The 14,820-nt window shown below is 69.7% G+C and carries 15 protein-coding genes and 1 tRNA gene; 11 read left to right on the top strand and 5 right to left on the bottom strand.

Annotated features, from left to right (window positions below; genetic code table 11):
• Window positions 1–15: 15 nt before the first annotated feature.
• Window positions 16–1,218 carry a PepSY-associated TM helix domain-containing protein gene (locus ACWPKK_RS25590; protein ID WP_452010028.1) on the bottom strand — a complete coding sequence of 401 codons (1,203 nt, stop codon included), beginning with the start codon at window positions 1,216–1,218 and terminating at the stop codon, window positions 16–18.
• A 277-nt stretch (window positions 1,219–1,495) separates the two neighbouring features.
• Here ACWPKK_RS25590 and ACWPKK_RS25585 point away from each other — a divergent pair, with 277 nt between their 5' ends.
• The 7 genes from ACWPKK_RS25585 to ACWPKK_RS25555 all read left to right on the top strand — a co-directional run bounded on the left by ACWPKK_RS25585 (window position 1,496) and on the right by ACWPKK_RS25555 (window position 8,002).
• Window positions 1,496–3,964, top strand: a complete 2,469-nt coding sequence (locus ACWPKK_RS25585; RefSeq protein ID WP_452010025.1) for an ATP-binding protein — start codon at window positions 1,496–1,498, stop codon at window positions 3,962–3,964.
• Window positions 3,965–4,076: 112 nt separating this feature from the next.
• Window positions 4,077–5,231 carry a lytic transglycosylase domain-containing protein gene (locus ACWPKK_RS25580; RefSeq protein ID WP_452010023.1) on the top strand — a complete coding sequence of 385 codons (1,155 nt, stop codon included), beginning with the start codon at window positions 4,077–4,079 and terminating at the stop codon, window positions 5,229–5,231.
• A gap of 169 nt (window positions 5,232–5,400) precedes the next feature.
• A complete protein-coding gene (infA, locus tag ACWPKK_RS25575) occupies window positions 5,401–5,619 on the top strand; it encodes a translation initiation factor IF-1 (RefSeq protein ID WP_012977999.1) in 219 nt (72 codons plus the stop codon).
• A gap of 25 nt (window positions 5,620–5,644) precedes the next feature.
• Window positions 5,645–6,274, top strand: a complete 630-nt coding sequence (locus tag ACWPKK_RS25570; RefSeq protein ID WP_452010021.1) for a Maf family protein — start codon at window positions 5,645–5,647, stop codon at window positions 6,272–6,274.
• Window positions 6,271–7,509, top strand: a complete 1,239-nt coding sequence (locus ACWPKK_RS25565) for a ribonuclease E/G (RefSeq protein WP_452010018.1) — start codon at window positions 6,271–6,273, stop codon at window positions 7,507–7,509. The genes ACWPKK_RS25570 and ACWPKK_RS25565 overlap by 4 nt, the downstream gene beginning before the upstream one ends.
• A 36-nt stretch (window positions 7,510–7,545) precedes the next feature.
• Window positions 7,546–7,809 carry a DNA gyrase inhibitor YacG gene (locus tag ACWPKK_RS25560; protein WP_452010015.1) on the top strand — a complete coding sequence of 88 codons (264 nt, stop codon included), beginning with the start codon at window positions 7,546–7,548 and terminating at the stop codon, window positions 7,807–7,809.
• 117 nt (window positions 7,810–7,926) lie between these two features.
• Window positions 7,927–8,002, top strand: a tRNA-Phe gene (locus tag ACWPKK_RS25555).
• Window positions 8,003–8,094: 92 nt separating this feature from the next.
• Here ACWPKK_RS25555 and ACWPKK_RS25550 read toward each other — a convergent pair.
• The 3 genes from ACWPKK_RS25550 to ACWPKK_RS25540 all read right to left on the bottom strand — a co-directional run bounded on the left by ACWPKK_RS25550 (window position 8,095) and on the right by ACWPKK_RS25540 (window position 10,876).
• Window positions 8,095–8,859 (bottom strand): DUF3750 domain-containing protein, encoded by a 765-nt coding sequence (locus ACWPKK_RS25550; protein ID WP_452010013.1) that lies wholly within the window; start codon window positions 8,857–8,859, stop codon window positions 8,095–8,097.
• Window positions 8,860–8,987: 128 nt separating this feature from the next.
• Window positions 8,988–9,830 (bottom strand): serine O-acetyltransferase, encoded by an 843-nt coding sequence (cysE, locus tag ACWPKK_RS25545; protein ID WP_452010011.1) that lies wholly within the window; start codon window positions 9,828–9,830, stop codon window positions 8,988–8,990.
• Between the two features lie 50 nt (window positions 9,831–9,880).
• Entirely contained in the window at window positions 9,881–10,876 is a 996-nt protein-coding gene (locus tag ACWPKK_RS25540; RefSeq protein ID WP_452010009.1) for a helix-turn-helix domain-containing protein, read from the bottom strand.
• Window positions 10,877–11,037: 161 nt separating this feature from the next.
• Here ACWPKK_RS25540 and pobA point away from each other — a divergent pair, with 161 nt between their 5' ends.
• The 4 genes from pobA to ACWPKK_RS25520 all read left to right on the top strand — a co-directional run bounded on the left by pobA (window position 11,038) and on the right by ACWPKK_RS25520 (window position 13,935).
• Window positions 11,038–12,237: a 4-hydroxybenzoate 3-monooxygenase gene (pobA, locus tag ACWPKK_RS25535; RefSeq protein WP_452010006.1), complete on the top strand. Its 1,200-nt coding sequence runs from the start codon at window positions 11,038–11,040 to the stop codon at window positions 12,235–12,237.
• Window positions 12,238–12,461: 224 nt separating this feature from the next.
• The gene (locus tag ACWPKK_RS25530; RefSeq protein ID WP_452010004.1) at window positions 12,462–12,818 is read left to right on the top strand and encodes a Lin0512 family protein; all 357 of its coding nucleotides are present in this window, start codon (window positions 12,462–12,464) and stop codon (window positions 12,816–12,818) included.
• A gap of 106 nt (window positions 12,819–12,924) precedes the next feature.
• Window positions 12,925–13,335, top strand: a complete 411-nt coding sequence (locus tag ACWPKK_RS25525) for a DUF2000 domain-containing protein (RefSeq protein WP_452010002.1) — start codon at window positions 12,925–12,927, stop codon at window positions 13,333–13,335.
• A 12-nt stretch (window positions 13,336–13,347) separates the two neighbouring features.
• Window positions 13,348–13,935: a LysE family translocator gene (locus ACWPKK_RS25520; RefSeq protein WP_452010759.1), complete on the top strand. Its 588-nt coding sequence runs from the start codon at window positions 13,348–13,350 to the stop codon at window positions 13,933–13,935.
• A gap of 5 nt (window positions 13,936–13,940) precedes the next feature.
• Here the strand turns inward: ACWPKK_RS25520 and ACWPKK_RS25515 are convergent, their stop codons facing one another.
• Window positions 13,941–14,756, bottom strand: a complete 816-nt coding sequence (locus ACWPKK_RS25515) for a helix-turn-helix domain-containing protein (RefSeq protein WP_452010000.1) — start codon at window positions 14,754–14,756, stop codon at window positions 13,941–13,943.
• Window positions 14,757–14,820: the final 64 nt, after the last annotated feature.

Here is a 14,820-nt window from a genome sequence, read left to right as displayed (position 1 = left end):
GAAACAAGGCAAGCATTACCCTCCGGCCCGCGCCGCCACCGGCCGCGGCCGTTTCTTCTGCCGCCAGCGCACCACGCCGGTGACCAGAAGCAATGCCGGCAGCAGGCCGGCCACCGCCACCAGGATGCGGCAGCACAGGCCGAAGCACTCGCCGTTGTGCAGCGGATGCTGCCAGCCGAAGAAGGCGTCGCCGAAGGTCCAGCGGGTGGGGTCGCGCAGGTCCAGGATCGTGCCGTCGCCGCCGTCCACCCAGACGCTGGTCTTCGGAAAGCGCCAGCCGGGCTCGCCGGCCTGGAACAGGCGGATGTGGTAGGCGCCGCCCGCTTGCGCCGGCACCTCGACCCAGCGCGGCTCGGCCTGCGGAAAGCGGGCGAGCGCCGCGGCCAGGGCGGCGTCCGCCCCCACCTCCATCCCCGCTTTGGCCGACGCGACGGCGGGCGCCGGGGTCAGCGGCGACAGCCTCTCGACCATCGGCTTCACCCAGTCCGGCTGTTCCATGACCACCCCGGTGACGATCAGCGGCAGCAGGACGACGAGGCCGTAGACGCCCGCCAGCACATGGATGTCGAACACCTGCCGGACGAAGCCGGAGCGGATGCGGGGCATCAGCGCCCGTCCCCATTTCCCGGCGGCCGGCCACCACAGATAGACCCCGCTGGCCAGGATCAGCAGGCTGGCGATGCCGCCCGCCGCCAGCACCATCCGGCCGGTGTCGCCGGCCAGCAGCAGGTAATGCAGATCATAGGTCCAGGTCATGGCGGTCCGCCCCCAGAAGCGGGAGGACAGCACCTCCCCGCTATACGGGTTCACCGCCACCATCAGGGGGGCGAAGGATTTCCCCGCCGTCTCCTCCGGCTTCATGTAGCGCGCCATGATCGGATGGTCGGGGCCATGGGGAAGTTCCAGGCGCCAGCCGCCGGTCCGATGCGGATGGGCCTCGCGCAACGCCTGAACCACCCGGTCGAGCGGCGCCGGGGCCGTCCGCCCATCCCTTTGTCCGGCCGGGACCACCAGTTCCGGCGTCAGCATGCGGTCGATGTCGACGTAGAAGACCAGCAGACTGCCCGTCAGCGCGGTCAGGGCCAGCAGTCCTCCAACCACGAGCCCCAGCGTCAGATGCAGGGTCAGCACGATCCGCCGGATGCGCTGCCTTGCCATGCCGGCGCCCCGGCCGGACGGTCTCGCCGGGGTCATGACGCAGTCGCTGTGGGTTTGCATCGGGCGGGCCTCCTGACGGATGGATCGGTGCAAGGATGATCGGTGCAGTGGGCGAACCATCCTGGAAGCCCGGCCGGCCGGCCTTGACGGCCGTCAAATGCCGCCGCACGGCACACGGCATGGTCGGTAATAATTTTGGCATTTTGCAACTTTTTGCGCTGCAGCCTGTTCCCATGGCGTCCCGCGCAATGCTATTGAGCTGTGTCATCGCAAACCACTGCGTGCCGGCCTAGGCTCGGGTGTGTCGACGCCCGTTCCCGCGGAGAGCCCCTGATCCATGCCCGCCGGTCTGCTGCCCCGCCTTCTCCGCGCCTTCAGTCCGCGCAGCCTGCGTGCACGCCTGATGGGCGTCGTGCTGGCATCGCTGGCCCTTCCGCTGGCGGGTGCGCTCTATCTGGCCGACCAGCAGCTCGACGACCGCATCGATGCGGCACGCGAACTGGCCCTGCACCTCGCCGACGACGGGGTGGAGCGCCAGCGCGACCTGATCGGGGAGGCGCGCAACCTGCTCGGCGTGCTGTCGCTGGTTCCGGCGATCCGTGATGCGACGCCCATCGACACCGATTCCTGCGTCGCCACCCTGTCGCCGATGCCGCGCCAGCACCGCTGGACCACCGGCGTCTGGCTGACCGACGCCGAAGGCAACATCATCTGCGACACCACCGGCCCCGGCGCCGGCATCTCGCTCAGGGAACGCGAGTATTTCCAGCGCGTCCTCGACACGAAGAACTGGGTGGTCAGCGACTTCATCATCGGCAAGCGCTCGCTGAAGCCGCTGATCATCGTCGCCGGCCCCATCATGGAGAATGGACGGATCGTCCGCGTGATCGGCGTGGCGGTGGACCTCACCTGGCTGACCGATCTGGTGAAGGTGCTGAAGCAGCCGGACGCCCGCGTCATGGTTCTGGACCGTCACGGCGTGATCGTGGCCCGCCAGCCGGACCCGGAAGGCTGGCTGAACCGCAACGTCTTCCACATGCAGCATGTCCAGCACATGCTGCGCGAGCGCAACGGCGCCTTCGATTCCGAAAGCGCCGACGGCCGCGGCCGGCTGTGGGCCTTCCGCCATTCCAGCGAGACCGACACCGTCTTCGCCGTCGGCATGCCGACCGCCCCGATCATCGCGGAGGCCCGGCGCGACCTGTGGCAAAGCCTGGGCCTGCTCGCCATCGCCGGGCTGGTCAGCGTCATCGCGCTGTGGGTGCTGCTGCGCGCCTCCGTCCTGCGCTGGGTGTGGGAGCTGGGAAGTGCCGCCACCCGCATCGGCGACGGCGGCGGCGGCACCATGATCGAGGCCGATCGCGCGCCCCACGAATTCCGCGTCGTCTCCCACGCCTTCAACAACATGTCGCGCCGCCTGAAGCAGCGCGAACAGGAACTGCGCTCCGCCATGGAGGAGGCGCGGGCCGGCAGCCGCGCCAAGGAGGAATTCCTCGCCACCATGAGCCACGAGATCCGCACGCCGATGAACGGCGTGATCGGATTCGCGGAAATGCTGCTGGAAACGCCGCTGACGACCGAACAGCGCCGCTATGCCTCGCAGGTGCGCGATGCCGGCCGGTCGCTGCTGACCGTCATCAACGACGTGCTCGACCTGTCGAAGCTGGAGGCCGGGCGGCTCGATCTGGTCAGCGTGCCGTTCCGGCTTGACGATCTGGCCGACCGCTGCGTCGCCATCGTCCGGCTTGCCGCCGAACAGAAGGGGCTGGAGATCCAGACCACCATCTCCGCCACCGCCCGCGGCTTCGTCATGGGCGATCCCGACCGGCTGCGCCAGATCCTGCTGAACCTGCTGGGCAATGCGGTGAAATTCACCGACCGCGGGTCCGTCCGGCTGACCGTGAAGGCGGTGGAGGACGACGGCAGCAGTCTGGGAGGCGGCAAGTCCGGGGGCCGGCCGGGCGGGAACCGCATCTGCACCTTCACCGTCACGGATACCGGAATCGGCATCGCCGCCGACCGGCAGCGCGACCTGTTCCAGCGCTTCACCCAGCTGGAGCGCGGGCGCGGCGGTACCGGGCTGGGCCTTGCCATCTGCCGCCGTCTGGTGGAGCTGATGGGCGGCGAGATCGGCATGGACAGCAAGGTGGGCGCCGGCAGCACCTTCTGGTTCTCGCTGCCGCTGCTGTCAGCCGGCAGCGCCGCGGTCCAGCCCGACAGCACCGCCGTCTCCAGCATCGAGCCGGGCAGCCCCGGCGTGCGCATCCTGCTGGCCGAGGATCTGGCGATGAACCGCGATCTGGCGATGACCATGCTGACCAAGGCGGGGCATCATGTCGACGCCGTGGTCGACGGCGCCGCCGCCGTCGCCGCCGTGCAGGAACAGACCTACGACATCGTGCTGATGGACGTGCAGATGCCGGTGATGGACGGGTTGGAGGCCACCCGCCGCATCCGCGCCCTGCCCGCTCCGATCGGCAGGATCCCGATCCTGGCCCTGACCGCCGGCGTGATGCAGGTGGAGGTCGAGCGCTGCCTGCAGGCGGGCATGAACGCGCATCTGGCAAAGCCGCTCGAAAAGTCGAAGCTTCTGGCCGCCGTCGGCCGCTGGGCCCGCCCCGATGACGGCCACAACGACAGGTCCGGGGACCGGTCCGGCGACCGGTCCGGCGGCGGCGAGTTCGGCCATGAGCGTGATGGGGGGCGCGATGGGGCCCGGGATGGGGCCCGGGATGGGGCCCGGGATGGGGCCCGGGATGGGGATGGTCCCGATGCCCAGCGCCCGCAGTTGATCGCACACAGCTGACGAGTCGGTGTTATAGTGCCTGCACCGTCCCGGCCGCGCTCACGCTCCCGATGCGCGGCCGGGCGGGCCTCGACCCCGGCAGGCTCTGCCGGCCTGCAGCGAAGTGTGTGCCATGAAGGTTGCGCAGCCCCCTCTCGCCCCTGTTCCGGAGCGCAAGCCCGAAATCCTTCCGCCGCCGGCCAATGGTGCCGGCGCCGAGCCGTCCTTTCGCGACTCGCTGGCCCAGACCTCGCAAGGCCGTTCGGCGAGCGTTCCGGTCGGCCGGCTCGTCAACGGCCAGAAGGCACCACCTCTGCCCTTGGGCAAGCCGGCGGCCCCGGTCCTGCTGGACGACGGCACCCAGGTTCCCCTTCCTGCGGCGAAGCCGGTGACACCCATCAGGCTGGCCGACGGCACGACCGTGCCGGTGCCCGCCGCCAAGCCCGCGGCACCCGTCCTGCTGGCTGCCGAGGCCGGCCCGGCGACCGCGGGGGCGCCGCGCGCGCCACTGCCCGGACTGAAGCCGGTGGTTCCGGCCCCGGTGCCAAGCTCCGCCAGGGTCGCGGACGCCGTGGAGGCGGTGACCTCCGACAATCCGACCGCAGCGCGGGTGCTGGTCGCCTCGCAGCAGGTCGCCGGCCTGTCCGGCCACAGCTTCACGGCCATCCTGGCCCAGGCGACGCAGGAAAGCGGGCTGGACAGCGCGGCGAAGAACAGCCGCAGCTCCGCCGCCGGGCCGTTCCAGTTCCTGGAATCCACCTGGCTCGACCTGTTCCGCCGCCATGGCGCCGCCTATGGGCAAGGTGAACTCGCCTCGCACATCCAGGTCCGCAACGGCGTGTCCAGCGTCAAGGATCCGGCGATCCGCCGCCAGATCCTGGAACTGCGCCACGATGTCGACCTGTCGGCCGGCATGGCCGCCCGCTATCTGGCCGAGGGACGGGACGCGCTGGAGAAGCGGCTGGGCCGCCAGGCCAGCGAATCGGAGAGCCGCATGGCCTATGTTCTGGGCTCCGGCGGGGCGGCGAAGCTGATTCGCGCCGCCGAATCGACGCCGGGCGCCGTCGCCGCAGACCTGCTGCCCAGCGCCGCGAAGTCGAATCACAGCCTGTTTCACGACCGGTCCAGCGGCCGCGCCCTGAGCGCGGCGGAAACCGTGAGCCGCCTGACGCGGCGCATGGAGATCGACCAGCGCGAGATGTTCGCGGCCATCGGCCAAGCGCTGGAACGGCCGCGCCGCCTGGACGAGGGCAGCGCATCGCCGCTCAACCCCCATCAGTCGGTCTGACCGAAGGGCCAGCGGAAGCGGTGCCGGAGGGTTGTCCGACCCGCAACGCGGGGCTGCCCCGCGCGGCTGGGCTGCGGCCGAACGCATCGGCGATGGGAATCCCACTTGACCCGGCGGCTTTGGAAGGTCAGTTATTGCCGCGAAACTATTAGGACGGACATAAGGGCCTATGGCAAAGGAAGATCTGATCGAGTTTTCCGGGACCGTCGTCGAATTGCTTCCGAACGCGATGTTCCGGGTGAAGCTCGACAACGATCACGAGGTTCTCGCGCACACCTCGGGCAAGATGCGTAAGAATCGGATTCGCGTCCTGGCTGGCGACCGCGTCAATGTGGAAATGACGCCGTACGACCTGACCAAGGGCCGCATCACCTTCCGGTTCAAGTAGCATCCTTGCTGCATCGCGGTTCCCCGTGACGTTCCCGTCCAAGGCGCCCCGGCTGGTGCTGGCTTCGGCCTCGCCCCGCCGGCTCGACCTGTTGCGCCAGATCGGCATCGTGCCCGACGCGGTCGATCCCGCCGATCTCGACGAAGCGCCGTTGCGCGACGAACTCCCGCCCCAGCACGCCTTGCGTCTGGCGGCGGAGAAGGCGTCGTGCGTCGCTGCGCGCCATCCCGATTCGTGGATTCTCGCCGCCGACACCGTTGTCGCCTGCGGCCGCCGCATCCTGCCCAAGGCCGAGCGGGAGGAGGAGGCGCGACGCTGCCTGTCCCTGCTGTCCGGCCGGCGGCACCGGGTGCTGGGCGGCATCGTCCTGCTGGTGCCCGACGCTGGCAGAGAGGGCCACCGCAGGATCGACCGGCTGGTCCGCACCGACGTCACCTTCAAGGTGCTCGACCGGTCGGAAACCGATGCCTACATCGCGTCCGGCGAATGGAAGGGCAAGGCCGGCGGCTATGCCATCCAGGGCCGGGCGGGTGCGCTGGTGCGCTGGATCGGCGGCTCCTACAGCAATGTCGTCGGGCTGTCGCTCCACGAGGTCGCCGGCATGCTGCACGGCGCCGGCTTCCCGCCTTCTCCCCCTGCCCCGCCTGAGCAATGAACAGGCTTGAGCTGCTGGTCGACCGCGACGGTCCGCTGACGCGGGCGGCGGTGCTGGCCGACGGCCGCCTGACCGACCTGCACATCGACCATGCCGACCGCCCGTCGCTGCTGGGCGCCGTCATGCTCGGCCGGGTGGAGCGAATCGCCACCGGCCTGAACGGTGCCTTCATCGATCTTGGCGGCGGCCTGTCCGGCCTGCTGCCGGCCGCCGACGTGCGCCGCCCCGTTCTCGACGACGACTCCCCCCAATCGCGCTCCCATCCCCGTCCGGGGTCGAAGCCGGCCGCCATCGGCGCGCTGCTGCGCGCCGGCCAGCCGGTGGTGGTGCAGGTGAAGGCCGATGCCGCGGGGGCCAAGGGGCCGTCGCTGACGATGGACATCACCCTTCCCGGCCGCTTCCTGGTGCATGCGCCGCTCGGCCGCGACATCGCGGTGTCGAAGCGCCTGGGTACCGGCCCGGAGCGCGCGGCGCTCGGCCGCCGCATCGAAGAGCTTGTCACCGGCGCCGGCTGGATCGTCCGCGCCGGGGCCGGCCAGGTGTCCGACGATCTTCTGGCCGCCGAATCGGAAGCGCTGCACCTGCAATGGCGCGCCATCCGCGACGATGCCCGCGCCGGTTCCGCCCCCCGCCTGCTTCACCCCGGCCCCGACGCCCCCACCCGCGCCCTGATCGAGCAGGGCGCCGTGGCACCCGAGTCCATCATCGTCGACGACCCGGCCCCAGCCGGCGGCATCGCCGTCGGAGAGGGTCCGCTGCTGTCGGCCTTGCGCGGCTGGTGCGACCGCCACGCCCCCGACCTGCTGCCACGGCTGACCGCCCACAGGGCCTCCCAGCGCCTGTTCGACCTGCGCGACCTCGACTCTGCGATTGCGGAGCTTCTCGACGTCCGAGTGCCGCTGCCGCTCGGCGGTTCGCTGGTGATCGAGCGGACGGAGGCGCTGACGGTGGTGGACGTCAATGCCGGGGAGCGCGGCAACCCGGTGGACGTCAACATCGACGCCGCGGCAGAGATCGCCCGCCAGCTTCGCCTGCGCAATGTCGGCGGCATCGTGGTGGTGGATTTCGTCAACATGCGCGGCCGCGGCGATGCCGAGCGCGTGCTGGCCGCCCTGTCGCATGCGGTGGAAAGCGACCCGGTGCAGACCCAAGTTTATGGCATGTCGAAGCTTGGCCTGGTCGAGCTGACCCGCGCCCGCCGCGGCACGCCGCTGGCCGCCCTGCTGCGTCCCTAGCCGCTTACAGCAGTAGTTCGTTACGGAGACCGTCCCTTGTCCGATCCCCAATCCCCCGGCGCCGAGCAGCGCCCCCATTCCCATGAGCATTCCCACGCCGGCGCCAAGGCGGGCTCCATCGGCGAGAAAGGCACCCAGTGCCCGATCTGCGGCCGCCCGACCGAACCGGCCACCCGCCCCTTCTGTTCCAAGCGCTGTGCCGACATCGACCTGTCGCGCTGGCTGGGCGAAGGCTACCGCATTCCGGGCTCGGAAGCCCCGGTTCCGACCCGCGATTCCGACCCTGACGATGGGCTGTAAGGGGGTCGAAAATTTTCTGAATTTTTCTCTGGACAGCCCGTCCGAACCTCTCTAAAAAGCGCCCCACACGACGCGCCGCACCGACCGAAACGGTCACCCACCAAGCGGCGCAGAGATGCCCAGGTAGCTCAGTTGGTAGAGCAGGGGACTGAAAATCCCCGTGTCGGCGGTTCGACTCCGTCCCTGGGCACCATCCTCCCTTCAAAGTTCAAGGTCAGGATGGTGTGCTTCGGTCAAACCAACTGACCGTCTTCTTTCCCCTTACAATCTGCGTCTTTGGTTCCTTCAAGCCGATCCGGAATCGAACCATCCGATACGCCCAAGTCCCGGCAGTTTCACTGCAAGGTCCAGCGGGTCGATGCCGATGGTCAGGCCCAGCAGGTTGATCTCCAGCCCCTCCTCCAGCGCCAGCAGCAGGCCGGCGACGCCGAACAGGCTGACCTGCCAGCCGGTGCCGCTCGGCGCCCGCGCGAACAGGCCGCGGCCCAGATAATCCTTGCCCAGCGCGGTGGACGGCAGGTCGAGCCGCAGTTCCGGTACGGCGCGGGCGACCCAGGCGGCGAAGGTGTTGCTGTTGGGGCCGGGCCAGACCCGGTACTCGCCGGCAAAGGGGTAGCTGGCGGCGGCCGCAGCGATCTTGGGGATCGCGGCCTCGGCGGCGGCACCGCGCAGTTCCCCCAGCAGGGCGGGCTGGGCACCGAACCAGCGGCCGTCGGGATCACGGTTGCTGACGGCCACCACCGGCAGGCCACGGTAGGCGCGCCAGCCGATCACCTCGTAGACGGTGTAGCTGCGGGCGCCGGCCGGCTTCACGGCGAACCAGGGATGCACGCCGAAGGCGCCGCGCCAGGACAGCACGCGCGCGGCATAGACCTGCACCACCGCCTCCGGCGTCGTCGCCGCGTCGGGGGCGAGGCCCACCGGGCTGCGGTCGATGCGGCTCCAGTCGACGGCCGTCGGTACGGCTCCGGACGCGATGAGAAAGGCCGGCCCGGCGAGCAGCAGGACCAGCGTCAACAGAAATGCCAGCAGCACCTTCAAAACCCTCACGCCCTGCCCCCGCGCGGACTCCACGCCCGTCTTCTATGTAGGCACCCCGACAGCGGATTTCCGGTGACAGCGGAGAGACAGCGCAAGGGACGGCATGAGGGACACGGCCAATTCAGGCCGCAAGGCGGTCAGATGCTGTAGTCGCCCTGCTGCAGGCTCTGGTCCATGGTGAGCGCCGGGGCCGGCTCGTCGCGGCACCAGCCGACGACCTTGGCGGGCACGCCGGCCACGGTGGCGCAGCCGGGGACGTCCTTCAGCACGACGCTGCCGGCGCCCACCTTGGCGTGGGCGCCGATGGTGATGTTGCCCAACACCTTGGCCCCGGCCGACAGCAGCACGCCGTCGCGGACCTTGGGGTGACGGTCGCCATGCTCCTTGCCGGTGCCGCCCAGCGTGACGTTCTGCAGAATCGACACGTCGTTGCCGATCACCGCGGTCTCGCCGATCACCACGCCGGTGCCGTGGTCGATGAAGACGCCGCGCCCGACCGGAACCGCGGGGTGGATGTCGACGGCGAACGCCTCCGACACGCGGCTCTGCAGGAAATGGGCAAGGTCGTGGCGCTGCCGCTTCCACAGCCAGTTGGCGACGCGGTGCCATTGCAGGGCATGGAAGCCCTTGAAGTAGAGGAAGGGCGTCAGGCAGCCGTCGGCGGCCGGGTCGCGCGCCAGGATGGCGGCGAGGTCGGCGGCGGCGGCATCGACGATGGCCGGATCGGACTCCATGGCGTCGCGCACCACGGCGGCCAACCGGTCCTCCGGCATGGCGCGGTCGGCCAGCTTGCGCACCAGGAGCGCCGCCAGCGCCGGCCCGAAGCCGTCGCGCGCCAGCACCGCGTCATACAGGAAGGGGGCGAGGCCGCTTTCCTCCTCCGCAACGCGAACGGCATCGGCGCGCAGGCGGCGCCACAGCGACTGTTCGACCGACTCCGCCGTATCCCGCATCGTCACGTCTAGGCTGTCCATCGCCATCACCCCTTCCCGCAGGGCGTGCCCGGCCGCCCCACCAAATCCGCAGGATGCTACTGTGGTGAGACGCCCCCGGTCCGGTCAAGACCGTTGCCGTCAAGGCTGCCTCCCGCTGCGCCGTCGGCCTCCTGCGCGTCCTTGGCGTGTGCCCGCCGGAAGGCCTGCGGCGACCGCCCCTCGCGCTTGGTGAAGAAGCGGGAGAAATAGGCCGGATCCTCGAAGCCCAGGGCGTAGCCGATCTCCGCCATGCCGTGGCTGGTGTAGATCAGCGACCGCCGGGCCTCCAGCATCAGCCGGGCATGGACCAACTGCAGGGTCGACAGGCCGGTGACGCGGCGGCAGGCGGCATTCAGCCGGCCGGGCGTGACGCCCAGCGCCGCGGCATAGCGCTCCACCGGCCAATGCCGGCTGAACCGCTCGTCGATCATCGGCCGCAGCCGGGCGAGCAGCCGGACATCGGGGGACTGCCCCTGCCCGTCGCGGGCCCCATCGTCGCGCCGGTCGGCCCTCAGCCGCGCCACGGCGACCAGCAGCAGCATCACATGGGCGGCAATCGCGCTGGCCCGGCCGACATGATGGGCGCGGAACTCCCGCCGGATGGCGGCGAAGGCATGGGACAACGCCGTCGCCTCGTCCGATCCCTCGCCCAAATCCCAGGCCAGGGGCAGGGGCGGGGCGTCGCGCAGTTCCGCCTCCGGCGCGGCGGCGAGCACGCCGGCCAGGAAGCCCTCCGACATGGTCAACACATGGCCGTCGGTTCCGGGATAGAACCTGAAACCATGCACCACCTGCGCCGGCACGACGATGAGGGCGGGGGCGCGAAAGGCGGTGTCCACCCCATCGGCAGTGAGCCGCCCGCCGCCGCCGGTGACCAGCAGCGCGTGACTCAGCCCGTCGTGGCGGTGGGGGCGGACCTCCCAATTGTACAAGCGCATCCGTTCCGGGATCGTCTCGATATGGACGAAGCGCAGCTCCGGGACGGCCGGCGGCTCTCCGTAGAGCCAATAGCGGGGAATGGGTTCGGCGCTGTGGGCATGCTGGGCGGACATCGCACGGGCTCCGGCGGCCTGACGATGAAAAGTACAAGCCTTTCACCGGTTCGTCTATGTCCGGCCATCCGCCTGCGGGAATAGCATGAGCACGAATGATTGGCGCTTATAACAATCAGCAAAAACGCGCCGAACCCGGTTTCCCGAAGAGGGCGAGAGACATGCAAACCACCGGATCGACCCGCACACAGGTCGCCATCGTCGGCGCCGGCCCGGCCGGCCTGTTCCTGTCCCATCTGCTGCACCGCCAGGGCATCGAGTCGGTGATCCTGGAGCATCGCAGCCGCGAGGAGATCGAGGGCACCATCCGCGCCGGCGTGCTGGAGCAGTGGGTGGTGGACCTGATGAACGAGATGGGCCTGGGCGGCCGCATGATGCGCGAGGGCCATTTCCACTCCGGCATCACGCTGCGCTTCGACCGCCGGAGCCATCATATCGACATGGCCGAGCTGACCGGCGGCAAGCGCGTCACTGTCTATGCCCAGCACGAGGTGATCCGCGACCTCGTCTCCGCACGGCTGGAGGATGGCGGCAGCATCCTGTTCGGCGTGTCGGACGTGCAGTTCCACGATCTCGACGGCAAGGCGCCGCGCGTCCGGTTCCGCCGCGGCCCCGACGGCCCGGTGGAGGAACTGCGCTGCGATTTCGTCGCCGGCTGCGACGGCTTCCACGGGCCGAGCCGGCAGGAGATTCCCGCCGCCGCGCGCACCGAATACCAGATGATCTATCCCTTCGGCTGGCTCGGCATCCTGACCGAGGCGCCGCCGTCGCACGGTGAGCTGATCTACGCCAACCACGAGCGCGGCTTCGCCCTGCTCAGCACCCGGTCGCCGGAGGTGCAGCGGCTCTACATCCAGGTCGATCCCAAGGACGACATCGCCAACTGGTCGGACGACCGCATCTGGTCCGAACTGCACCGCCGGCTGGAGGACGACAGCGGCTGGACCCTGACGGAGGGCCCGATCTTCCAGAAGGGCATCATCGCCATGCGCAGCTTCGTCTGCGATCCCATGCAGCACGGCCGCCTGTTCATTGCCGGCGACGCCGCCCACATCGTGCCGCCGACCGGCGCCAAGGGCCTGAACTTGGCGGTCGCCGACGTGCTCGTCCTGTCCCGCGCCATGACGGCCTACTACAAGTCCGGCAGCACCGAGGGGCTGGAACGCTACAGCGCCACCTGCCTGCGCCGCATCTGGAAGGCGGAGCGCTTCTCCTGGTCCATGACCACCATGCTGCACCGGAACGAACGCGAGTCGCCCTTCGAGCAGCGCGTGCATCTGGCGGAACTGGACTATCTCGTCCACTCCCGCGCCGCGATGACGGCACTGGCGGAGAATTACGTGGGGCTGCCGATGGAGTGAGGGGATGCGGCTGGCCCCCTCCCTAGCCCTCCCCCACCTTCGGTGGGAGAGGGGACTGGCGCCACTTCGCATAAGGCACCCTCTCCCGCGAAGCGGGGGAGGGTTGGGGAGGGGGCAAATCCACCGCTTCCACCCCCCGAAAATCCCACCCCTGCCCCCTGGTCCTCCCCACGCCTGCGCGCCATCATCCCCACCACCCGACACCGACAGGAAAGCCCGACGCGATGAAGCAGGTGATGTTCGTGGAACTCGGCATGGGGGTGGACCTGCACGGCCAGGACGTAACCAAGGCCGCCGTCCGCGCCGTGCGCAACGCCATAGAGCGCAACTCCATGCCCGGCATGCGCGCCCTGGTGGATGGCGACACCGGCAGGATGCAGGTGAGGGTCCACCTTGCCGTCCCGGCCGATGCTGACCGGCTGGACCACGAGGCGGTGAAGGCCGTCTTCCCCTATGGCGCCGTCACCATCCATGTCACCAGCGGCGGCATGCTGGCGCCCAGCGGCATCTTCCTGGCGGACAAGAACGACCGCAACGAGCAGATCTACGTCGTCAACGCGGCGGTGGAGGTCGGCCTCTGAACGGCAGGACACTTCCCGGCCCGGGGTAATTTCCTTCAATACCGGCCCCCGCCCCACCCGCGACAGTCCACCGGCCTGACCTTCGTCCAACAGAGGAAAGCCGGACGTGACACGCTGCGCCTTCATCATCGACCGCGCCCTGCCACCGGGGCTGATCGCCAACACCGCCGCCGCCCTGTCGATGACGCTGGGGAAAGAGCGGCCCGAACTGGTGGGTTGCGACCTGAACGATGCCGACGGCATCGGCCATCCCGGCATCACCACCATCGTGATGCCGATCCTGGTTTCCGATGCCGACGGGCTGCGCGCCCTGCGCGGGCAGGCGGCGGAACGGGAAGCGGACGGGCTCCGCGTGATCGGCATGACCGACGTCGCCCAGCGTGCCAAAAGCTACGACGACTACAGCCGGCGCCTCGCCGCCACCCGGCAGGAGGAATTGCGCTATCTCGGCCTCTGCCTGCACGGACCGGCGGCTCTGGTCCGGTCGCTGACCGGCTCCCTGCCACTGCTGAAATAGGGCGGGACGATGATGTCGCTCTACTTGTCGATGGCCGGCTTTGCGCTGGCCGCGTCGATCTCTCCCGGGCCGGTCAACGTGGTGGCTCTGTCCAGCGGGGTGGCCCACGGCCTGCGCGCCACCCTGCCTCATGTCGCCGGGGCCACCCTGGGTTTCGTCCTGCTGCTGCTGTTGGCCGGGCTTGGGCTTGCGGAGCTGCTGCACGGCTGGCCCGCCGCCGTCACGCTCACCCGCTGGGCAGGCATGGCCTTCCTGCTGTGGATGGGGTGGGCGCTGTGGCGGAGCGACGGCAAGGTGGCGGCGGGAGAACAGCCGCCCGCCCCCACCCTGCTGCAGGGGGCCGCCATGCAGTGGCTGAACCCCAAAGCCTGGGTTGCCGCGCTTGCCGGGGTCGGCGCCTATGCCGGAGACGATCCGGCCCGGCTCTGGGTCTTCGCCGCGTTGTATTTCCTCATCTGCTATCTGTCCGTCGGCAGCTGGGCCTACGCTGGCGCCCGGCTGCGCCATCTGCTGGCGGACGAGCGGCGGATACGCTTGTTCAACCGCGCCATGGCCGCCCTGCTCGCGGCGAGTGCGCTCCATATCGGCATCGCCGCCTGACCCCGTCAGCCTCGGCGCATGTACTGGCCCGGAGTGGCGGCGACATGTCGCTTGAAAGCGCGCTGGAAATGGGCTTGGTCGGCGAAGCCGGCGTCCAGCGCGACCTCCACGATCGGCCGGCCGCGCTGCAGCTCACGCTTGCCGAACTGGATACGGCGGTTGATCTGGTAGGCGTGCGGGGTCAGCCCGTAGCGCGCCTTGAAGGACCGCACCAGATAGGACGGCGACAACCCGCAAACCACGGCGATGTCGGCCAGCCGCAAGGGCTGCGTGCAATGGGCGGAGATGAAGTCGGCCGCCCGTTCCAGCGCCCCATGTTCCCCGCCGTCCGCCCCATCGACAGGCGTTCCGCCAAGCGCCCGCCGCAGACTGGTGAAGAAGGACCGCACCGCCTCCTCAGTTCCGGCGCTGCCGGTGGTCGGGTCGAACAGCAGCCCGAACAGACGTCCCAGCCGGTCGGCCAAATCCGGGTCGCGGCTCACCGCCGGGGCGAAGGACCGGAACCGCTCCTCCCCCTCCACCGCCGCCAGCCATGCCGCGTCGGCATATAGCATGCAGTAGGACCAGGGCTGTCCGCCGAGCGGGTTGCAGACATGCGCCTCCTCCGGGTTCATCAGCACGATGGTGCCGGCGGAAACGCGGTGGCAGTCGCTGCCGATGCGGAATTCGCTGACCCCGCCGGTCACCAGCCCGATGGAGAAGGTCGGATGGCTGTGCCAGCCATAACAGACCCCGTGCCCATCCTCGATGCTCCGCGCCTCCAGATGCGGAAGGGCGGGATCCCGCCAGAAACGGTGAAGGTTCGTCGATGCGCGCGCCATATCCGGCCTGTCCCGCCCAGGGTCTGTTCCGCTTGGGAAATGTCCTGATGCCGATCTTATGACA

This window comes from Azospirillum largimobile (assembly GCF_977007025.2).
The sequence above is the reverse complement of the archived record's forward strand: the minus strand, read 5'-3'. Positions and strand labels throughout refer to the sequence as shown.